The sequence below is a fragment of the Rhodococcus sp. BP22 genome (genome assembly GCF_014281965.1).
Taxonomy (GTDB): Bacteria; Actinomycetota; Actinomycetes; order Mycobacteriales; family Mycobacteriaceae; genus Rhodococcoides.
In genome coordinates, this window is record NZ_JACFTB010000002.1 from 236,370 (window position 1) to 255,765 (window position 19,396).

A 19,396-nucleotide genomic window follows, 5' to 3' on the forward strand; every position below is an offset into this window, starting at 1 on the left:
TGACCACCGCTTGCGATGGCCTTCAGACGAACCGGTAGCCCATCCCGGTCTCGGTCAGCAGGTGGCGCGGATGCGACGGGTCGTCCTCGAGCTTGTGCCGTAACTGACCGAGATAGATTCGGAGATAGTGCGTTTCGCGCCCATGGTGCGGGCCCCACACGGTCTGCAGAATCTCCTTCTGGGAGACCAATTTCCCCTGGTTTCGGACGAGGAGTTCGAGCACGCCCCATTCGGTTCGAGTGAGGTGGATGTTCGCTCCGTGCCGCGCCACAGTTTTGGCGGACAGATCGACGGTGAACGAGTCGGTGACCACAACGGCCGCTTCCGCCGCATGAGGTCCGCGTCGAAGAGCCGCGCGCAGACGCGCGAGCAACTCATCCATACCGAACGGCTTGGTGACAAAATCGTCGGCACCAGCATCGAGTGCCTCGACAGTGTCGACGGAGTCGGTACGAGCCGAGAGAACGACGATCGGCACATCGGTCCATCCGCGCAAGCCGCCGATGACGTCGATCCCGTCGATATCCGGCAGACCGAGATCGAGGATCACGATCTCGGGATGGAAGTTCGCGGCGACTCGGAGCGCCTCGGCTCCGGATGCCGCCGTCACTACCTCGTAACCGCGCACGTTCAGATTGATTCGGAGTGCTCGCAGGATCTGCGGTTCGTCGTCCACGATGAGAACTCTGACTCGCGGCGTCGCCATCGAACCGCCGTCGGGAGTGACCTCGACAGACACACCCTTGCGCATCCGTCGATCCCCTCGTCGCTTGTTGGGTCCAGCCGCTACCGGTACACCGTACTTCGAGCCGATGCCCAGCTCCACACGCCTATGCCGGACGACCCGCACGTGAATACTCTTCGCTCTTCCACTACAGCCGATCCTGAGATCGAAACGAGACATTTGGGGCACTGCTCTCAGGTTGACGCTCTACAGTCGGATCCAGAAGTCAGGTCTGTATCGACAGAGAGATCCGCCATCAGCTATCCACACCACGCCGACACATCTCACCGAAGCCACGACCTGCGCCACGCCGCTGCAGGAACTGCATGGATTCTCTCGTTCGCATATTTGTTGGCGGAGGTGTTCACGGCTGCTGCGTGGAACACGCCCTACAGCTTTGCCCAGAACTCGATCAGCTCGCTGGGTGTGACGACCTGTGACGTCGATTCGTGCTCTCCGATGCACGACGTCATGAACTCGACGTTCGTAGTGCTCGGGGTATTGACCCTCATCGGCGCTCTCTTCTTGCATCGACACATCCGAAATGGTCGTTCGAAGAAGTGGATTCTCTCGCTGGCGGTTGTCATCGCCGTGAGCACTGCAGCCACCGGACTGTTCCCGGCAAACGACGGAGCGCTCATCCATTGGACTGCGGTGTTGCCGGGGTTCGTGGCACGACATGTCGTGCTCGTACTGATCGCATGGCACCTGTGGCACGAGAAGCGTTTGTTGGCGATCTGGTCGGCGCTGTGCGCATTCGTCGGAGTGCTCGGGGCAGTCCTCATGCTGGCGAAAGCGCTGCATTTCGGTCTCGGCGAGCGCCTTGCGCTCTACCCCTTGCCGACGTGGATGGCGGTCACCGGCACCGCGGTATTGCTGGCGTTGGCACGACGCACAGTGCTGCGGAACGTCGACTTCTCGGTACGGGCGTTCGACCCGCGGATCTGGCCACGTGTCTGGATCGCCCCCACTGTCGACTGCCGTCGTGACCCGCGTCCGATCAGCGGCAAGCTCACGGTCCTGGCACCACCCAGCGTTGTCCGGGCGCACAGTACGGACTGATGGAGGTACCGGCCTGCGACGTCGTTCATCGACGGATCGTGGACCTGAAGCTCGAAATTCTGCCGAGAACTCCGCTCGCGGTTCGTGCGGGCGGCGTCAGGCTGCCGCTCGCTCCACTTCGGGTTCGACCAGTTCGACCTGATCTACCCACTTGTCGGTGTACTGGAAGTGTGGGCGCCGATCGCCGATGTAGGAGCTGAGCCAAGACACGACCGCCACGTACCGGTTCCTGAAGCCCACCATGTACATCAGGTGCACTGCCAGCCAGAGAACCCATGCGATCGGCCCCGCAATGTCCACCTTGCCGAACAGACGCGCGACAGCACTGAATCTACCGACGATCGACATACTGCCCTTGTCGACGTAGCGGAACGGTGTGCCTGCCTTCACCTTTCCGGTGATCATCTTGGCCGCGTGCCTACCCTGCTGCATCGCGATGGGGGATTGGCCGGGGAGGCTGTTCAATGACGTGACGTCGCCGATGGCGAAGATGTCCGATGCCGAGCCGACAGTCAGGTCGTCGTGAATCAATAGTCGCCCGGCGCGATCGGTTTCGCACCCTGTTCGCTCGGCGATGGTCGCAGCCAGTGCGCTTGCCTGAACGCCTGCCGACCAGATGACGGTCTTGGCGGCGATGGTGCGTACGTCCTTGGTGTCGACGTCTTTGATCGTGACGGTGTCATCGGCGATGTCGGTGACCATGGCACCGGTCACCACTTCCACCCCGGACCGTTCCAGTTTGGCGCGCGCATACTTGCTCAACCGGCCACCGTAGGCAGGTAATACATCTTTGACGCCGTCGACCAGGGTGACCGTGACGTCATCCGGGGTGATGTCGGGGAACGAGGCGGCGAAGTAGCGGTGTGCAAGATCGCGGATCTGGCCGGCAAGTTCGACGCCGGTCGCACCAGCGCCGACGACGACGAAGCTCAGGAGTTCACGCTTGGCGTCGATGTCCGAGGTCAGATGCGCCTCTTCGTAGCAACTCAGGATCTGCTCGCGGAGGGCGATGGCGTCGTCCACGGTCTTGAGGGCGAAAGTGCGGTCCTTGAACTCGTCGTGACCGAAATATGCCTGCGTAGCGCCGGTAGCGACGATGAGGCGGCCGTACCGGATCGAACGGGTGGAGCCCGCTGCGGTGTAGGTGAGAACGTGCCGCTCGGGATCTACGTCGACGACGCGACCGAGCCGGACATCGGCCGAGTCGTACTCGGCGAGGATGCGCCTGATCGGCGGGGCAATCTCTCCCGTCGAGATCATTCCGGTGGCCGCCTGATAGAGCAGCGGTTGGAACAGGTGCTCGGTGGTGCTGGAGATAAGCGAGAACTTCACGCCAGCCTTGCCCAGAGTCTTGGCGGCAGCCAAAGCTCCGAATCCTGATCCGACGATCACGACCTCGTACTCATCCACGACAAATCCTCCTACTCGAAAGCTGTTAAGTACATGCAACGCTTGTATCCGGTCGCTATCAACGCGAAAGATCGCATAGCATCAATGAGCAGAACTCATGGATGGAGAAATAGTGGAACTACGACAGGTGAAATACTTCCTCGCCGTCGCCGAGGAGTTGAACTTTTCGCGGGCCGCCGAGCGCTTCTACATCTCCCAGTCCGCAGTCAGCCTGCAGATCGCCAAACTCGAACGCGAGATGGGCGAGCCCCTGTTCGAACGAACATCGCGATCCGTCCGATTGACCACTGTAGGAGCACAATTGGTGTCGATCGCCCGACACATGATCGAGCTGGAACAGTCCGCGCTCGCACTGACTGCGCGAAAACGCAACCAACTCAGACTGACCGGCAACATGACGTTCGCCGCGAACGCACTGGCCGCAATCGTGCGTGTGCGTGAGCAACACCCCGAAGCAGAAATTGACTTCGTACTCAAACGATTCGCCGAACAGATCGAAGCCGTCACCACCGGGGATTGTCAGGTCGCGCTGATCCGAGGCAGCGTCGAACGATCAGGACTGCAAGCGAAAGAGCTATGGACCGAGGACCTCGTGGTCGTCCTATCGGAGCGGCATCCATTGGCCGACCGAATCGACCCGAGCTTGGAAGACCTCGCCGCGTACCCGCTACTGCTGCCCAAGCGCAGCGAACAGATACTGCTGCACCGCATCGTCGAAGGTGCGATGAAGCGCAGCGGCCTGCGCCTGACCTTCGGCCCACCCGTAGCCCTCGACCACACCGCAAGCGCTGAACTGCTCAATCGCCCGGACTGCTGGTCGATCCTCTACGCCAGCACCGCCGCAGGCACCCCCACCAGCGGCCTCGTATTCCGACGGGAAGCAAAGCGTCGGTTACAACTCGCCGTATCTGCAGTCGTCGACGGCACAGTACCCGCCACCGATATTCAGCGAGACCTCGTTGCGGCACTGGCGGAAACGGCACCCGAACCGCAGGAGAAGTGACCGGCACAAGATCACTGCGGTACAGCAATGACCACACCCGACGAGAGCGCTATCTGTTGCTCGGAAACTTCGGCCACACTTTCACGCAACACCAGGTAAGCCTGGTCCAGCGATACGGCCGCGGGCACGCTGCTCCGGTCGGAGAACTCAACGGTCGACTTGTCTCCCACCGCAATTCGAACAACCGTGGCTCCGACGGAAGGTAGCGCGGTGACTGCAGGGATTGGTGCCGGGGGATCCGACGGACCCGAGAAAACCTCGATATCGCCGCCTGGAAGGCAGACGACCGTGGAACCGTCGGAGCCGGTGTACTCCCAGGACTCGACCTCTTCACGCGAAGCCGCTTCGACAACCGTTCCGTCGTCGAACACGATCGTCAATTCACCGGACTCCGCGTAAGCGACGCTCTCGCACAGACGACCGACGAGAGCAGCGGCAAGTCGCAGCCCCTCGAACTGATTGTCCTCGTCCACCAGCACGTCACCGATCACGAACTCACTGAACGCAACGGTAGCGCCGCCGGCGAACTCGATGCTCAGATCGAAGTCCAACAGAACGCGCGTGACGCGTCGGGACTGCAGTGCAAGTTCCATCGGTGCCGGTGTCATCACTGACGACTCCAATCCAGTGAGATTTTCATTCGGCCGTTCGGTAGAGCCGCCAGAACCACACTGCCGTCACCGCCAACAAGACAATGCCCGACCCCAGTGCGCCGACAACGAGAAGCATCGTTCCGAGAGCAGCGAGGCCGATGATCCCTGCCAGCTGAAGTCCGTCCCCGATGTGCACACCAGAACTGTCCCCTGCCCTGGTCGGGGGCGCAACCTGTGAAGGCGTTCGGCGGACCCGACGCGCTAGTGCGCTTTGGACCGCTTGGCGAGAACGCGGGTGATCCCGAGTTGGCCGCCGACGATTATCAGGCCGACGATCAAACCGAGGATCGCGGACGCGATCGTATTGACGATCCATGCCAACACCCCTCCGATGCCGGAGATATCACCGACAGCGTCCTCGAGGTGGTGAACCAGCTGGTAGATCGGATGAAAACCGAGCTCGTCGATTCCGTTGAGCAAAATATGTCCACCGACCCACAACATGGCAGCGGTTCCGACCACGGACAGGACGGACATGACGTGTGGCATCCCACGCACCAGGCCGCGCCCGAACTTCTCGAGCAACCCGGTCGAGTTCTCCGCAAGCTTCAGACCGATGTCATCCATTTTGACGATGAGCCCGACGACGCCGTAGACGGCAATGGTAATCACGACTGCGACAACTGCAAGGACGACCAAGCGGTTCCAGAAGCCTTCGCTTGCAATGGTATCGAGCGCAATGACCATGATCTCCGCTGACAGAATCAGATCTGTACGGACAGCTCCCGAGACGACGCTATCCTCATCGCGCGGCTCGTCTGCCGCCGCCTCATGATGCTCACCGTGACCGAAGAGCGCGCCCCAAATCTTGTGCACTGCTTCGTAACTGAGATAGCAACCACCGAGCATGAGAATGGGGGTCAGCAGCCACGGAAGGAACTGACTGAGCAAGAGCGCGATGGGCAGAATGATGATGAGCTTGTTGCGCAGCGAACCGATGGCGATCCGCTTGATGATGGGCAGTTCGCGCTCGGCGGCGAGGCCACGAACATACTGTGGCGTCACGGCCGCATCGTCGATGACTACACCGGCGGCCTTGGTTGTCGCTTTCGCGGTCGCCGCCCCGACGTCGTCGATCGATGCAGCGGCCAGACGAGCAAGCGCTGCGACGTCGTCGAGAAGAGCAACAAGTCCACCAGCCATCACAGACCTCCAGAAATCAGCGCGTAGAACGTATAGACGGTCGGTTCCATGAATGCGTCTGATCTCATGAACGTCGGCGTCGGCATCGGTCGTACAGCACAATACCGGCACCGGCCCGCCCGCTACTCTCGGCGACTACCGGACAACACGGACACCCGACAACAGCCGGCGGTCCTCGATCTCTGAGTGATCGTGTATCGAGTCGATGAAGCCCAGATCAGGCGTCCGGCTTGTCTCCGAACATGAGCTCGCGGCCGCTGATCTCTGTAGGGACGATTTCCACAATGTTGTATTTGGTGGTGGGAACCCAGGAGACAAGGTCGAGAGCTTCAGCTTCGGCGATTTCCGCGGAACTGCTCAGGGTGCGGGCCGTGCCATGCACGACGACGCTCCAACCGGAGACGCCGGGGTTGATGTGATCGACTTCGAAGACGACGCGGTTCTCGATGCTGAGTTCGACGAGTTTGGTGCCCTCCGCAGTCCGGAACAACAACCGGCCACTGTCAGCCAGGTAGTTGACGGGAACCACGTCGATCCGCCCGCCGACCGAGGTCACCAGGCGACCCAGCCTCTCCGAACGCAGCGCATCCCAGCTCTGCTCCTCGGTGAAGACACGAACCGGCCCAGCAGGGTTATGCGCATCAGGTGCGATCATGACCCGATTCTCTCACTCCGGGCGCGTTATTGTCTGCCGTATCGGCAACACTTTCGGGGAGCGGCCGCCCGCCCCGTTCACCGAGTTCAATGATGTTGTCGGCATAGATTTTTCGGTGTCGGTTCCGTTGCTCACACACTGCCCTGTCACGTCTGTTACACGCTGCCGTGGGGTTAGGGTCAGAGTGTCCGAAGAGCCCCACGGCGGACCGCGTATCAGCGTTTTTTACGAGAGTCAGTACGGCAGCAAACGGAAGAGGCAAGCTATGAAGGTTCGTGATCTGATGACCCGCGAGGTCGTGACCGCCCAACGCGACACACCCGTGCGGGAGGCGATCATGCTGTTGACCAGTAAGCGATTCGCAGCGCTCCCGGTCGTCGACCGGAAAGGCGCGTTGGTAGGGATCGTGTCGGAATCGGATCTGTTGGCGTTTCAGACATCGAACCCGAAAGCAGTGATCTCGCCGGCAGTGGTCAGCGAAGTAGAGACAGCGGAACCACAGTGGGAAGCGTCGACCGCGGCAGCGGTTATGTTGGATCGGCATGTGCGCTCGATGCCCGTCGTCGAGTCCGGGATCCTGGTGGGTGTCATCGCCCGCAGCGACGTGTTGCGAAGCCTGATCATCGGCGACAACGAGGTCATCGCCGCGAAAGTCCGCGCACTGCTCGACGACTACTCCGGCAGCACCCGCCGATGGGTGATCGCAGTCCGCAGCGGTGGTGTCGTGGAAGTAGGAGGAGGGTTCGACGACGACACCGAACGGCATGTCGTGCACAGGTTGCTCTCCACCATCGACGGTGTAACCAAGGTGAACCTCGATACTCGTATTTCGGACTGACCTCGCGGGGCCGCACACGGCGGGCGCGTGATTCGTGTAGCGACGGGGAGGGTGTGAGGCGGGCTTCATTCGATCGTTCTTCACGAGTGACAGCCGGCGTCATGCTCACCGAAATATTTGTATTATGTTGTGCCCCAGCGTCGATATGTGAGCCAACATTGCTGTTTTGCGACCGAACCCCGAGCAACTCGAGGCCGCGTTTCAGCATTCCTGTGTCATGAGACGGGCGGTCCGGTTCAGATCTCGCGAGTCCGACATCGGCAGACCAACGCGCTTTAGGAGAACCAGTACGAGGTCGACGCGCATGGTCCCGTCCCGGAAGAGGTGCTGCTGTATCCGACCGTCGGGCGAGACCTCGACGAGTCCGCCACCATCCAGAGGCACCGCTACCGCTACCTGGCCGTCGACCTGGCCGGGCCCGCTACCGAGATCCGGGCAGCACTGCTCGCAGTGACCGAACAGAATCAGGGACAAACATATGCTCGAGAACGCACCGATCCGACTGCCGAAGGTCCTCCGCGAGGGGGACGACGCAGCGGCGATCGACATCTTGCGCGAGTACTTCACCCACCAGGTCGACAAGACCGGCCACATCCGAACCGGAGCCCGTTGGGACGCGTGGGATCCCAGCGGACGGCGCGCTGCGGACGCGTACGTCTTCACCACCGACGACCTCGTCGCGGTCACCCTGCTGTCCGTGCAGGTCCAGGCGCAGGGCGCGTGGCTCCTCCTCGGGGAACGCCGCGACGAGATGGCGGCTCTGCTGACGGATGTGGGGCCGGACCGCGACCTGGCCGAGGAACACGACCCGATGACGGCTGAGTCCCCGGCCTGGCAGTTGGAGAATGCGCTGCGGGAGATCCACGGCATCGGCCGGACGATCGCCTCGAAGCTCATCGCGCGCAAGCGGCCGCGGCTGTACCCGATCTACGACGAGGTCGTCGGCCGTCAGCTGGGAACCAAGTCGGCCCACCTCGAACCAATCAGGCTGGCCCTGCGACACGACGACGGGGCACTGCACCATCGGCTGCTCGATCTGCGTGATCGGGCCAGCCTGGACGATTCGGTGCCGGCACTGCGGGTCCTGGACGTGCTGGCGTGGATGCAGGGCAAGGGGTACGTCGCGAAGCCTTGATCGACTGCCGTCAAGCCTTCGGCAGCACGTAATGCGCGGTGCGACGGCTGCCGCGGAGCTCGACCAGTCCCTTTCCTGCCATTTTCCGCAGTGGTGGATCGGCTGTAGCCGGGAGCCTCGCGTCCGATCCGCAGAAGCGAGGCGAACATCGTGTTCCAAGGCCGGCGGCGAAGGCGATGGCGTCGACATTTCACGGCGTCGGGCGCAGGGACCGAACACGGGCAGCACCTGCGCCGGGTACTCAATGCGGCCTGGTTGACCTAGAGTCGCGGTAGGTCGAGGTGGCGGGGAAGATATTGGCGGAGCGAAACATTGATGGTTTCGTTGCCGACGCCATGCCACTCGTCAGGCAGGCGTAGACGGCGCGTGATCGTCGAACTCATTGCTCTTGGCGGCATGCTTGGCGCGAAGGGCCTCGAGTTGGGCAGACTTGGCCGCGGCAATGCGTTCGCGGGTGGCGGCGGTACGAGCCGGTGCCGGGTCGGGGTCGGGGTCGACGAGGTAGGCATCGGGGTCGGGGTCGACGAGGTAGGCATCGGGGTCGGGGGAGTAAACCCCGTGCGGCGGTGTGGGGTCGACGGTGCGCATCGCGTCGGCCAGCACGATGAACGGAAGGATGAAGACCCAGATGACGATTCGGTACTCGCCACTTTGGAAGAACACGGCCAGATAGATGCCGTAGCCCAGGAACGCGGTGCCGATGAGACCGTTGACAACGCGGCGGCCGGGGTGCAGTTCGGAGGCCACCAGCACCACACCGATCACGACGATTCCACTGACGAACAGCATCACCACATAGAAGCCGAACACGGATTCCCCCCGTCACGAGCAGATAGAACGACGATCATCCTAGATCGCCGGCGCCGGGAACTATAACCGAACCCGGTCCCGGGCACCGAGGCTGTGGCATCACGGCGTGCGGGTGGACCAATCCTGATCGCATCCGCAATAGCGGGCATGGTGGCGGCACCACTTCGAGTGCTGCACGTCGTACACCAGCCTATCGCCCTCGTGATAGCCATCGCGCGTGAATCCCGACTCGCGCAGGGTCTTTCGATGCGCAACCACCACACGGTCAGCAGCGCCCACCGATCCAGCGAGTCAACCTCCACGGCGAAGCGTTTCAGTCGCCACCCCTCGCTGACGCCAGTCTCCGGACAACTCGACCTCATCTGCCGAATCCTCACGGGGCACATCCATCGGCAGTAGCGGACGTTCTGCGCCGCAACAGGTTCCGGCCGCTGGCGCCCCGCGCGGGCCGATTCGGTCAGCGCGACATGCGGCAGGTAAGTGTGATTGCCTGTGGGGCAACGGCGACCCGTGAGCTGGTCGGCTCGTGCTGGAATTCTGACCAGTCGAGGGTCGGCGGCGGTCTAGTTGGACTACCGTCGCGCTCCGACAATCTTCGCTGCAACTCGACAGAGACCTACCCGCGCGCCATATCCACGAACCTGGACAGGTGAAGCTGATGTGCCACAGTGATTGTCGCGGTCGGACCGTTACGGTGCTTGCCTAGAATCAGGTCGGCCTCGCCGCCGCGGGGGTCGTCACGCTCGATCGCGTCGGGACGGTGCAGCAGGATGACCATGTCGGCGTCCTGCTCCAACGAGCCGGACTCACGGAGATCGGACACCATCGGCTTCTTGTCGGTTCGCTGTTCCGGGCCACGGTTGAGCTGACACACCGCAACAACGGGACATTCGAGTTCCTTGGCCAACAGCTTGAGCTGACGAGAGAAGTCCGAAACTTCCTGCTGCCTCGACTCGACCTTCTTGCCGGACGACATCAGCTGAAGGTAGTCCACCACAATGAGTTTCAGACCGTTGCGCTGCTTGAGACGGCGGGCTTTGGCGCGGATCTCCATCATCGTGAGGTTCGGTGAGTCGTCGACGAACAACGGCGCTTCACTGATCTCACTCATACGACGCGCCAGACGAGTCCAGTCTTCGTCGGTCATCTTTCCGGAACGCATGTCGCCGAGCTTGATACCGGCCTCGGCCGACAGCAGTCGCATCACAATCTCGGTGCGGCTCATTTCCAGCGAAAAAATGACACTTGGCATGCCGTGCTTGATGGAGCACGAACGCATGAAATCCATCGAAATTGTTGAGTTGTGCGTCGGAATCATCGACTCACTGGCCAGGTAGAGGTGATCGGCATTGTCGACCTCGACGCAACGCACTGGAACGGAGTCGACCTTGCGGACGTCGACGATGAAGCGAGATCCGGAGCGTACAGACGAGCTCGCTGCGCGACGCTCCTTGTGCAGTATCTGCTTTCGATGCAAACCGAATACCACATCATCGGTCGCGAAGGTCAAGGCATAGGCCGTCGAAGACGCCTCGCTACGCCCCTTTACTCGTTTCGTCGACATCTGCACGCGATAGCCGAGGCTGGCGACGAGTTCGCGAACACCCTTGACAAGACGCTCACTGGTCACGCAGAACTGAGCCGACCCGCCAGCGGTCACCGTTCCATCGGTATCGAGCAGGCCCGCGAGGAGTGCTCGACGTTGACTTTCAGAGGCACGCAGGTACTCGCTCGGGATGTGCTTGTCGCCGAGTACCCCAATAGTCCGCAGGTAGAGATCAGCCTTCGTCACCTCTAAGCCTTCGCCCTCGATACGAGTGATGATCTCGGGATCAGCGCTCGTGATCTGAGCGCACGCAGAGGTACCGTCGCCGAGCCACGCGCCCAACGTATAAGGCGGCACCAACAGTTCGCGCTCGGGGAGCTGCAAGGCCTCGGCATTAACCACCGAGTGGTTGATGCGAGCGTCTTTGGTGTTGCAGCGAACCGTCCGAGCAATCTCTTCGGTTGTGCGTACTTCAGCAAAAGTTCGCTGATTGCGCGTGCGGTTGTATCCGACTGCAGCGGCCTGGGCGGACTTCCGCGACGCGCGAGTATCTGTCAACCACTGGTGCTGCGCATCCGCAACGATCACTGTGCCGTCGGAGAACTCGAGTTCGAAGCACGGGCGGTCGACCATGACGTCGGTGGTTGCAACGACGCGGGTGGGCCTGCCGTGGGCATCGATCAGTTGGTCACCCACCATCACTTCACCCATGGTGGTCCAGCCATCGGGCGTAGGCAGGGGAGTATCGAGTGCCAATGCCTTGCCCACGCCAGGACGTGCGGCAACAATAATCATCTGACCTGGGTGAAGACCGTTGGTGATCTCGTCGAGTTCCGCGAATCCGGTAGGGACGCCGAGCGAAATTCCTCCGCGGCTGGCGATCGAGTCGATCTCGTCCATGGTGGGCTGGAGTAGCTCTTCGAGGGGGATGAAGTCCTCCGAAGTGCGACGCTCTGTGACCTCGTAGACCTCGGCCTGCGCCCGGTCGACAACCTCGGCCACATCCTGGCCGTCGGCGCCTGCGTAGCCGAACTGAACGATGCGTGTGCCGGCCTGCACGAGCCGCCTCAGAATCGACTTCTCCGCGACGATCTCCGCGTAATAGCCGGCATTGGCAGCCGTCGGCACCGTCTGAGTGAGCGTGATCAGGTACGGCGGGCCGCCGATCCGCTTCAGTTCGCCGCGCCTGTCCAGTTCGGCCGAGACGGTGACGGGGTCGGCGGGCTCACCGCGGCTGTAGAGGTCGAGAACGGCGTCGTAGATGTTCTGGTGGGCCGGACGGTAGAAGTCGCCGGGTCGAAGCACCTCGAGGACGTCAGCGATGGCGTCCTTACTCAGGAGCATGCCGCCCAGTACCGACTGCTCTGCCGCCATGTCCTGGGGGGGCTGCCGACCGAAGTCCTCGCCTGGGGCCTCTCGTGGCGCCTCGGAGGAGTAATCCGATTGACCTCGATCATCTACAACAGCCACCGAATTCGACCGTCCTTCCTGTCGGAAATCACCATCGTCGTTTTAGCCCGGCGACGCACTGCAACAAGACCTACTGAAACAAGTTGTACCCCTCGACTACGACACCCCTGGGTACAGAGCGCTGCCGCCACCGAACACACCCACCTGTGCGGTGGAGAGACGCTCGAGGGACGTTAGGTGTTCTCGTCGTCAGTCACAACACGGCCTGTGGATGAATCTGTGGAGTAATTGTGGATAGTTCCCACTAACCGTGTTGACCACCTGGGGATAACCTGGGTATAACTTTTCCAATTTTGGCCATATCGCCAGCTCAAAGCATGTATATAAAGTTTCTTTCCTGTGTATGGATTAATTCGCGGCGTGTCGCCCGAGTTGACAACTCGGGCGTGTTGAGTAAACAGCAGGTGAATTTAAAAGTGAACTAGGTCACAGTGTCTGGGAACACTCACTAAAGCGGGTAGCGGGATTGGTCTGCGCCGGATTTACAGATTCACGCACGGATCCGGGCCGAGACTTCTATCGACTCGACTCTCCGAAGCATCGATCTCGGCCTCGACATTCGGCAAGATCCGCCGATTCGACGCCAGGTGTCGTCAGATTCCGACCGCCGTGTTGCCCGCCCAGCGGGACCTGACGACACCAACCCGGCCCGGTGATCACCGGAGGCCACGTCCGGCGGCACAAGGGCTCAGGCACGACCCCCAGCGCTTCGGCGTCCATGCCCCGCTACTGCAGACCGTCGAGACAAGAAAAGGCCCCACGAACGAGAGTTCGTGGGGCCTTTCTCAGCCGATATGACCGAAAGCTACAAATCAGCTTCCGACGACATCCAGCTTGAACTTTGCGGTCACATCGGGGTGCAGGTTGACGACGATGTCGTGGCCACCCGTGCTCTTGATGTGAGCCTTCGGCAAATCGATGCTGCGCTTGTCGACGATCGGGCCGCCCGCTGCCTTGAGAGCAGAAGCGACGTCCGCAGCCGTAACCGAGCCGAACAGCTTGCCCGAATTGCCTGCAGTCTTCACTGCCAGCTTCACGGACTCGAGTCCTTCGATTGCCTGCTTGAGCTCGTTGGCGTGCTCGAGTCCGCGGACGGCACGAGCTTCCTGAGCGCGGCGAATGCCCTCTACCTGCTTCTCAGCTCCGCGAGTGGCCAGGATGGCCAACTTGCGGGGCAGCAGGAAGTTGCGGCCGTATCCGTCCTTTACCTCGACGGTGTCGCCCGGCGTACCGAGGTTGTCAACATCAGCGGTGAGGATCAGCTTCATGAGTGATCTCCCTTTCTATCGTGCCGTCGCGGCGTAAGGAAGCAATGCAACCTCACGCGAATTCTTCACGGCAACGGCCACGTCGCGCTGATGCTGGACGCAGTTGCCGGTGACTCGACGCGCGCGGATCTTGCCGCGGTCGCTGACGTACTTACGCAGCAGCGTCGTGTCCTTGTAATCGATCGACGCGTCCTTTTCCTTGCAGAAGGAACACGCTTTCTTCTTGAGCACCTTGTCGCGCAATGGCGGTTTTGGCATGGTCTTTCTCCGTTACATCTGGGTGTTCTCGATCTTTCAAGGATCTAGAACGGGGGTTCGTCGTCTCCGCCGCGAGCTCCACCGAACGAACCCGACGCCTGAGGCGCACTGCCCCAAGGGTCGTCTCCGCCGCTGGGTGCCGAGTTGGCGTTGGACGACGGGCGTCCGCCGCCTGATCCACCTGAGGAACCGGAGCCGCCGCCGAAGCCGCCGCCTGCTCCACCACCACCGCGATTGGCCTTGTTGACCTTGGCGGTGGCGTAGCGCAGAGATGGGCCGATCTCATCGACCTCGAGCTCTACGACAGTCCGCTTTTCGCCCTCACGCGTTTCATATGAACGCTGCCTGAGCCGACCGGTCACGACTACTCGCGCACCGCGGGTCAAGCTCTCGGCCACATTCTCCGCAGCTTCACGCCAGATGTTGCAGCGCATGAAGAGTGCGTCTCCGTCTTTCCATTCGTTGGACTGACGATCGAACGTGCGGGGAGTGGACGCAACGGTGAAGTTGGCCACGGCCGCACCGGCCGGGGTGAAACGAAGCTCTGGATCTGCCGTCAAGTTCCCGACGACGGTGATGACGGTCTCGCCTGCCATGGTTCCTCTTTCAGTAGAAAGTCATTGTTGATGCCAGCCTAGAGGCGAGCAACGACAATTACTTACCCTGTCGCAGGACCTTCGTGCGCAGCACGGACTCGTTGAGTCCGAGCTGGCGGTCGAGTTCCTTGACAGTCGCAGGCTCGGCGTTGATGTTCACAACGGCGTAGATGCCCTCGGCGTGCTTCAGGATCTCGTAGGCCAGACGACGCTTGCCCCAGACATCGACCTTGTCGACGCTGCCGCCGTCCTTGCGAACGACGTTGAGGAACGTATCGAGAGACGGAGCGACAGTGCGCTCGTCAAGGTTGGGGTCGAGAATGACCATCAATTCGTAATGACGCATAAGACCTCATCACCTCCTGTGGACTAGTGAAAACGGCCACGGACTATCCGTGGCAGGAGGGTCGTTGCGTCAGCAACCCTTGGAGGGTACACGGCTATACCCTGACCTGCGAAATCAAACGACGGTGCCAGAGCACACTCGGCGGCAACATAGGCTTGTCTTCATGCGATCAGGGCAACGCACGTCGATGGCGACCATGGTCGCAGTGGTGTCCCTCTGTGCCCTGACCCTGACTCTCGGCTACTTCAACAAGGCCCGCTGCGCCGTCGCTCCATTCCTCGACAACGGTCGCAGTACCGCCTTCGACACGGTCAAGGACAGTTGGGTCTGCTATTCCGATATCCAATTCTTGTGGCTCGGACGCGATATCGACAATCACGTCTTTCCTTACCTCAGCGGTGGCATCACGCCCAACGGAATTCTCACCGGCGGGACCGTCGAATATCCGGTATTGAGCGGTCTATTGATGTGGCTCGGTGCGATCCCATCACATACCGACGCAGAATTTCTGCTCTATTCGAGTGCACTGCTTGCACCGTTCGGCCTGTTGACAGCGTGGATGCTCGGGCGTCTTGCAGGCAAGCCTGCGCTGTTGTGGTCGGTCGGTCCTCCGCTGGTGCTCTACGCATTCCACAACTGGGAACTACCGGTGGTGGCAGCGGCCGTCGGCGCCGTATTCGTCATGGCCCTTCGAATTCCGTTGCGCACCAGAGGGATACTGGCCGCAATTCTGCTCGCGATCGGATTCTGCCTCAAGCTGTATCCGGGTGCATTCGTGCTGCCACTACTCCTCTACGTCGCCTACGGTGGGAACGGCGGTCGCGAACTACCAAACACGGTTCGAGGTCGGTTCGACATTCAGGGCGCGCTCGGCGTTGCAATGGCAGCGATCGGCACCGTCGTCGCAATCAACCTTCCCTTTGCCGTACTGGGCTACGAGGGTTGGCGGGCCTCGTTCGCCTTCCAAACTCTCCGCCAAGCCGATATCACCACCAACTCCGTTTGGTATTGGGGAGTGCGTCACCTCTACATCACCGATTCCATGACGCCGGAGGATTATCTTCGCGCCGAAGCGTCGTTCCAGGACACCGTCGATGTGTTGTCACCGCTGCTCGTTTTCATGGCATTCGGGTTGGCACTGTGGCTCGGCCTGCGGAAGATGAAGGTGGAACACACCTACCCCTGGATCGCTGTCAGTGGCTCGATGCTGTGCGGATTCCTACTCCTGCACAAGGTGCACTCACCGCAGTACACCCTTTGGCTTGTTCCGTTCTTCGTTCTTCTCCGCGTGCCATGGGCCCTGGTCGGTGCGTACTTGGTGGCAGACCTGTCGATGGGCATCGGGGTGTTCAAGTACTTCGGAGCGCTGACCGAGGGTTCGGACAGCACTACCGAGAAAGTTTTCGTCGAGGTGGGGGTCTGGGGACGTGCAGTGTTGCTCGTCGTCTTCTTCTTCGTCTTCCTCCGCGCCGGGCTACGAAACCCCGGGCTGACACAGCCGGCAGACGCTGGCGGTGGATCTGACACGGGGACGTCGAAGGCGGACATGCGGAGCAACGCGCCGACCCAGTAACAAACCGACCCCTTGTTCCGACTAGTCGGTAGGCAGCCGAAGTAGTTGTCGTGAGCGGAGGCGGAGCATGACGCAAGGCTCGGGGGAACCGATGCCGACCGATGGCAACGTTCGACGCAGGATCGGTTTGGTCGAGGATCACGAGTCGGTTGCGCTAGGCCTTCGATCCATCCTCGCCGACCAATCGGACCTGGATCTGATAGCCGTCGCTGCCACTGTCGACGAACTTCTGGCGTCGAGTCCGACGTTGGACCTCGTCGTCCTCGATCTTCGTCTCGGTGACGGGTCTTCACCGCGGTCGAATGTCGAGAAGTTACACGCCGCAGGTGCACAGGTCCTGGTCTACACCGGTGCGGAGAATCCATTTCTCGTTCGGTCCGCCGCGAGGGCAGGAGTTCTGGGCGTCGTCCGCAAGTCCGAGCCGGCCGCCGCCATCGTCTCGGCTATCCGACGCGCCGCAGCCGGAGGCCAGGTCGTCACCACCGATTGGGCAGCGGCGATCGACGGCGACCCGCAACTGCCCGATGTCGGCTTGAGTCCACGTCAGCGCGAAGTACTGGCGTTGTATGCGTCGGGAGAAAAGGCCGGACGCGTCGCGCGTCTGGCAGGGCTTTCGGAGCAGACTGTCAACGACTACCTGGTTCGGATCAGAAACAAGTATGCCCAGGCAGGGCGTCCCGCACCGACCAAAACCGACCTCTACAAGCGAGCTGTCGAAGACGGATGGCTTCCGATGCCGGAAGTTCCGCCGGTGAGCTGAGGATCTACGGAGTCAATCGCCCAGGTCGTCAAGGATTCAATGCCCCTAGTTCTGAGGGCAGACAACCCGCCCGCCACCTGTGAAACTCGAGTCAACGGTTTGTAAAAGGCCACAACCGCACCAGTACGGGGAGAACGCCATGCCACCAGGTTTCGATGCCACAGCTATCTGCTTGTCCGGGCTTTCGGCACCGATCGTCGAGCGTCCTTCACGCCCACAGATCAGCCTCACACCGCCGGTCCAAGACCGTCCCGTCGCCGGAATGTCGGGCTCGTTTCTGCCTAAACCGATCTTGACCAGACGCGAGATCCAGGTGCTGACCTGCTGGATACACTGCGACTCCAAAACCGCTGTGGCCAAGTCGCTGTTCCTGTCATTGGGCACCGTCAACACACATCTGACGCGCATTCGGGCGAAATACGCGGCGGTCGGCCGCCCGGCCTCGACCAAAGCATCGCTGGTAGCGCGGGCGCTGCAGGACGGGATGATCGATATCGCGGAGCTGTAGGTACTTCCGCGCCGACCGACGTATTGATTGTGTACAGATTTCGGTACACCCCTTCTCAGATGCCGGTTGCGCGCGCAGTATCGACGGGGGCGGTCGGGCGCTCGGCATGGGGGAAGAACGTCTCTGGTGCTGGATTTCTTACTGCAGGAGGTACACGTTGTCGAGTTCGCCACGTCCACCCACGATTGCGCGGGATACAGGAGCGGAGTCTGCATGCTATTCGGTGTCGACCAGCGAACTCGATGGATACCTGTATCGCAGACCCGCACTCAGCGCCCGCGAAGTCGAAGTCATGCTTGCGTGGTTCTCATCGGATTCGAAAGCCGACGCCGCATCTACGGTCCGCATTTCTGTCGGCACCGTCAACACTCATCTCACTCGCATTCGACACAAGTACGCGGTGGTAGGTAGACCTGCATCGACGAAGGCCGCCCTGTTCGCTCGCGCGTTACAGGACGGCCACACCAAGCTCAACCATTGGTGACGGAGGGCTTTCGCCTACTCGTTACACCGTGAGTTTCGTGTCCTCACCCTGCTCGACCAGCTTCTTGTTGCGCCTGATACTGCTGATCAGAGCAGCGCCGATGAACAGAATGCCGACGAAGCCGGTGATCAGCTCGTTGATCTCCACTCCGATCGACACCAGCAAAATTATCGCCAGTGCGCCGATGGCCCAGTGCGCACCATGTTCGAGGTAGACGTAATCGGACAGCGTGCCCTTGCGGACCAGGAACACCGTGATGGATCGGACGAACATCGCACCGATGAATCCGAGGCCGAGGGCGATGATGATCGGGTCCGCGGTGATCGCGAAAGCGCCGATGACACCGTCGAACGAGAACGACGCGTCGAGGACCTCGAGGTAGAGGAACAGGAAGAACCCGGCCTTGCCGGTCGCCTTGGCCAGTTCGCTCGGACCACTCGATCCCTCTTCGCCCTCTTCGTCGGTATGGAACAACTCACCCAGTCCGTTGACGGCGATGTAGGTGATCATGCCGAGCACGCCGGCGACCATGACCGTGGAAATCTTGTCGTCGTCGGCGAGGAACTCCGCGCTGAGCACCAGCAGCAGACCTGCCACGACGACAGCGAGCTGGTCGAGCTTGCCGATCCTGGCCAACGGCTTCTCGAGCCAGCTCAGCCAGGTGATCTCGCGGTGCTCGAAAATGAATCCGAGGAACAGCATCAGCAGGAACATGCCACCGAACGCAGCAATCTGAGGATGCGCGTCGGTGAGGAGGGTCTCGTAGCTGGGACTGCCGTCGGGGAAGGTCGCAGCATCGTTCTCCGGCGGATTGAGTGCAAGTTGAATCGCTGCGACGGGTCCGAGACCGGATGCGGCCCAGACGATGACGAGCGGGAAGAGCAACCGCATACCGAACACCGCGATGACAATGCCGACGGTCAAGAATATCTTCTGCCAGAATTCGCTCATCCGGCGAAGCACGGTGGCATTGATGACCGCGTTGTCGAACGACAACGACACTTCGAGGACACCAAGAATCAAGACGAGAATCATCGCCTCGAGACCGCCGTAGAGGAAGGCGACGATCACCGAAACAATCGTGACTCCGATGGACCATCCGAATATCCGTAGAACCACTGTCGGTGGCCTTTCTCTTGGCGGCAATAAAAACA

General features: G+C 61.2%; 22 protein-coding genes. 8 read left to right on the forward strand and 14 right to left on the reverse strand.

Going from position 1 to position 19,396, the window contains the following annotated elements; translation table 11 throughout:
- Positions 1 to 22 precede the first annotated feature (22 nt).
- Positions 23 to 706: a response regulator gene (locus H2510_RS05640; protein WP_186627641.1), complete on the reverse strand. Its 684-nt coding sequence runs from the start codon at positions 704 to 706 to the stop codon at positions 23 to 25.
- Positions 707 to 1,084: 378 nt separating this feature from the next.
- Between H2510_RS05640 and H2510_RS05645 the strand changes: the two genes are divergently transcribed.
- Positions 1,085 to 1,786 (forward strand): DUF998 domain-containing protein, encoded by a 702-nt coding sequence (locus tag H2510_RS05645; RefSeq protein ID WP_315901255.1) that lies wholly within the window; start codon positions 1,085 to 1,087, stop codon positions 1,784 to 1,786.
- Positions 1,787 to 1,882: 96 nt separating this feature from the next.
- Here the strand turns inward: H2510_RS05645 and H2510_RS05650 are convergent, their stop codons facing one another.
- Complete coding sequence (locus H2510_RS05650; protein ID WP_186627370.1) at positions 1,883 to 3,196, reverse strand: NAD(P)/FAD-dependent oxidoreductase; 1,314 nt, start codon at positions 3,194 to 3,196, stop codon at positions 1,883 to 1,885.
- A gap of 97 nt (positions 3,197 to 3,293) precedes the next feature.
- Between H2510_RS05650 and H2510_RS05655 the strand changes: the two genes are divergently transcribed.
- Complete coding sequence (locus H2510_RS05655; protein ID WP_222438351.1) at positions 3,294 to 4,199, forward strand: LysR family transcriptional regulator; 906 nt, start codon at positions 3,294 to 3,296, stop codon at positions 4,197 to 4,199.
- 11 nt (positions 4,200 to 4,210) lie between these two features.
- On the opposite strand, the gene H2510_RS05660 is transcribed toward H2510_RS05655, so the two are convergent.
- The 4 genes from H2510_RS05660 to H2510_RS05675 all read right to left on the reverse strand — a co-directional run bounded on the left by H2510_RS05660 (position 4,211) and on the right by H2510_RS05675 (position 6,650).
- Complete coding sequence (locus tag H2510_RS05660; RefSeq protein ID WP_261392756.1) at positions 4,211 to 4,807, reverse strand: DUF6188 family protein; 597 nt, start codon at positions 4,805 to 4,807, stop codon at positions 4,211 to 4,213.
- Between the two features lie 28 nt (positions 4,808 to 4,835).
- Complete coding sequence (locus H2510_RS05665) at positions 4,836 to 4,988, reverse strand: hypothetical protein (RefSeq protein ID WP_186627680.1); 153 nt, start codon at positions 4,986 to 4,988, stop codon at positions 4,836 to 4,838.
- Positions 4,989 to 5,053: 65 nt separating this feature from the next.
- Positions 5,054 to 5,995 carry a DUF808 domain-containing protein gene (locus tag H2510_RS05670; RefSeq protein WP_186627371.1) on the reverse strand — a complete coding sequence of 314 codons (942 nt, stop codon included), beginning with the start codon at positions 5,993 to 5,995 and terminating at the stop codon, positions 5,054 to 5,056.
- A 217-nt stretch (positions 5,996 to 6,212) separates the two neighbouring features.
- The gene (locus H2510_RS05675; protein ID WP_186627372.1) at positions 6,213 to 6,650 is read right to left on the reverse strand and encodes a pyridoxamine 5'-phosphate oxidase family protein; all 438 of its coding nucleotides are present in this window, start codon (positions 6,648 to 6,650) and stop codon (positions 6,213 to 6,215) included.
- Between the two features lie 265 nt (positions 6,651 to 6,915).
- Between H2510_RS05675 and H2510_RS05680 the strand changes: the two genes are divergently transcribed.
- The gene (locus H2510_RS05680) at positions 6,916 to 7,488 is read left to right on the forward strand and encodes an HPP family protein (protein WP_186627373.1); all 573 of its coding nucleotides are present in this window, start codon (positions 6,916 to 6,918) and stop codon (positions 7,486 to 7,488) included.
- Between the two features lie 201 nt (positions 7,489 to 7,689).
- Here the strand turns inward: H2510_RS05680 and H2510_RS05685 are convergent, their stop codons facing one another.
- Positions 7,690 to 7,962, reverse strand: coding sequence for a hypothetical protein (locus H2510_RS05685; RefSeq protein WP_186627374.1), 273 nt, complete (start codon positions 7,960 to 7,962; stop codon positions 7,690 to 7,692).
- A gap of 4 nt (positions 7,963 to 7,966) precedes the next feature.
- On the opposite strand from H2510_RS05685, the gene H2510_RS05690 reads away from it, so the two are divergent.
- Positions 7,967 to 8,623 carry a DUF6308 family protein gene (locus tag H2510_RS05690; RefSeq protein ID WP_186627375.1) on the forward strand — a complete coding sequence of 219 codons (657 nt, stop codon included), beginning with the start codon at positions 7,967 to 7,969 and terminating at the stop codon, positions 8,621 to 8,623.
- Between the two features lie 345 nt (positions 8,624 to 8,968).
- Here H2510_RS05690 and H2510_RS05695 read toward each other — a convergent pair whose 3' ends face one another.
- The 6 genes from H2510_RS05695 to rpsF form a co-directional block, all read right to left on the reverse strand.
- Positions 8,969 to 9,433, reverse strand: coding sequence for a hypothetical protein (locus H2510_RS05695; protein WP_186627376.1), 465 nt, complete (start codon positions 9,431 to 9,433; stop codon positions 8,969 to 8,971).
- Between the two features lie 616 nt (positions 9,434 to 10,049).
- Positions 10,050 to 12,449, reverse strand: a complete 2,400-nt coding sequence (dnaB, locus tag H2510_RS05700; protein WP_186627377.1) for a replicative DNA helicase — start codon at positions 12,447 to 12,449, stop codon at positions 10,050 to 10,052.
- 812 nt (positions 12,450 to 13,261) lie between these two features.
- Positions 13,262 to 13,717, reverse strand: coding sequence for a 50S ribosomal protein L9 (rplI, locus tag H2510_RS05705; RefSeq protein WP_186627378.1), 456 nt, complete (start codon positions 13,715 to 13,717; stop codon positions 13,262 to 13,264).
- A 15-nt stretch (positions 13,718 to 13,732) separates the two neighbouring features.
- Positions 13,733 to 13,975, reverse strand: coding sequence for a 30S ribosomal protein S18 (gene rpsR, locus H2510_RS05710; protein ID WP_084345822.1), 243 nt, complete (start codon positions 13,973 to 13,975; stop codon positions 13,733 to 13,735).
- Positions 13,976 to 14,019: 44 nt separating this feature from the next.
- Entirely contained in the window at positions 14,020 to 14,571 is a 552-nt protein-coding gene (locus H2510_RS05715) for a single-stranded DNA-binding protein (protein WP_084345823.1), read from the reverse strand.
- Positions 14,572 to 14,629: 58 nt separating this feature from the next.
- Positions 14,630 to 14,917: a 30S ribosomal protein S6 gene (gene rpsF / locus H2510_RS05720; RefSeq protein ID WP_186627379.1), complete on the reverse strand. Its 288-nt coding sequence runs from the start codon at positions 14,915 to 14,917 to the stop codon at positions 14,630 to 14,632.
- Positions 14,918 to 15,080: 163 nt separating this feature from the next.
- On the opposite strand from rpsF, the gene H2510_RS05725 reads away from it, so the two are divergent.
- From H2510_RS05725 to H2510_RS05740, 4 genes are all read left to right on the forward strand, one after another.
- Positions 15,081 to 16,490, forward strand: coding sequence for a glycosyltransferase family 87 protein (locus H2510_RS05725; RefSeq protein ID WP_186627380.1), 1,410 nt, complete (start codon positions 15,081 to 15,083; stop codon positions 16,488 to 16,490).
- 67 nt (positions 16,491 to 16,557) lie between these two features.
- A complete protein-coding gene (locus H2510_RS05730; RefSeq protein WP_261392757.1) occupies positions 16,558 to 17,250 on the forward strand; it encodes a response regulator in 693 nt (230 codons plus the stop codon).
- A gap of 139 nt (positions 17,251 to 17,389) precedes the next feature.
- Positions 17,390 to 17,758 carry a response regulator transcription factor gene (locus tag H2510_RS05735; RefSeq protein ID WP_186627381.1) on the forward strand — a complete coding sequence of 123 codons (369 nt, stop codon included), beginning with the start codon at positions 17,390 to 17,392 and terminating at the stop codon, positions 17,756 to 17,758.
- Between the two features lie 223 nt (positions 17,759 to 17,981).
- Complete coding sequence (locus H2510_RS05740) at positions 17,982 to 18,242, forward strand: LuxR C-terminal-related transcriptional regulator (RefSeq protein WP_315901279.1); 261 nt, start codon at positions 17,982 to 17,984, stop codon at positions 18,240 to 18,242.
- 21 nt (positions 18,243 to 18,263) lie between these two features.
- Here H2510_RS05740 and H2510_RS05745 read toward each other — a convergent pair whose 3' ends face one another.
- On the reverse strand, positions 18,264 to 19,361 hold the full coding sequence (locus H2510_RS05745) for a DUF475 domain-containing protein (RefSeq protein ID WP_088945977.1): 1,098 nt from the start codon (positions 19,359 to 19,361) through the stop codon (positions 18,264 to 18,266).
- Between the last annotated feature and the right edge of the window lie 35 nt (positions 19,362 to 19,396).

Bases quoted from the DNA above. Each gene is read 5' to 3' on its own strand.
- H2510_RS05735 (WP_186627381.1), top strand. From the start codon at position 17,390: ATGCCACCAGGTTTCGATGCCACAGCTATCTGCTTGTCCGGGCTTTCG.
- H2510_RS05660 (WP_261392756.1), bottom strand. From the start codon at position 4,807: ATGACACCGGCACCGATGGAACTTGCACTGCAGTCCCGACGCGTCACG.
- H2510_RS05680 (WP_186627373.1), top strand. From the start codon at position 6,916: ATGAAGGTTCGTGATCTGATGACCCGCGAGGTCGTGACCGCCCAACGC.
- rpsF (WP_186627379.1), bottom strand. From the start codon at position 14,917: ATGCGTCATTACGAATTGATGGTCATTCTCGACCCCAACCTTGACGAG.
- H2510_RS05655 (WP_222438351.1), top strand. From the start codon at position 3,294: ATGGATGGAGAAATAGTGGAACTACGACAGGTGAAATACTTCCTCGCC.
- rplI (WP_186627378.1), bottom strand. From the start codon at position 13,717: ATGAAGCTGATCCTCACCGCTGATGTTGACAACCTCGGTACGCCGGGC.
- H2510_RS05640 (WP_186627641.1), bottom strand. From the start codon at position 706: ATGGCGACGCCGCGAGTCAGAGTTCTCATCGTGGACGACGAACCGCAG.
- rpsR (WP_084345822.1), bottom strand. From the start codon at position 13,975: ATGCCAAAACCGCCATTGCGCGACAAGGTGCTCAAGAAGAAAGCGTGT.
- H2510_RS05670 (WP_186627371.1), bottom strand. From the start codon at position 5,995: ATGGCTGGTGGACTTGTTGCTCTTCTCGACGACGTCGCAGCGCTTGCT.
- H2510_RS05690 (WP_186627375.1), top strand. From the start codon at position 7,967: ATGCTCGAGAACGCACCGATCCGACTGCCGAAGGTCCTCCGCGAGGGG.
- H2510_RS05675 (WP_186627372.1), bottom strand. From the start codon at position 6,650: ATGATCGCACCTGATGCGCATAACCCTGCTGGGCCGGTTCGTGTCTTC.
- H2510_RS05730 (WP_261392757.1), top strand. From the start codon at position 16,558: ATGACGCAAGGCTCGGGGGAACCGATGCCGACCGATGGCAACGTTCGA.
- H2510_RS05715 (WP_084345823.1), bottom strand. From the start codon at position 14,571: ATGGCAGGCGAGACCGTCATCACCGTCGTCGGGAACTTGACGGCAGAT.
- H2510_RS05725 (WP_186627380.1), top strand. From the start codon at position 15,081: ATGCGATCAGGGCAACGCACGTCGATGGCGACCATGGTCGCAGTGGTG.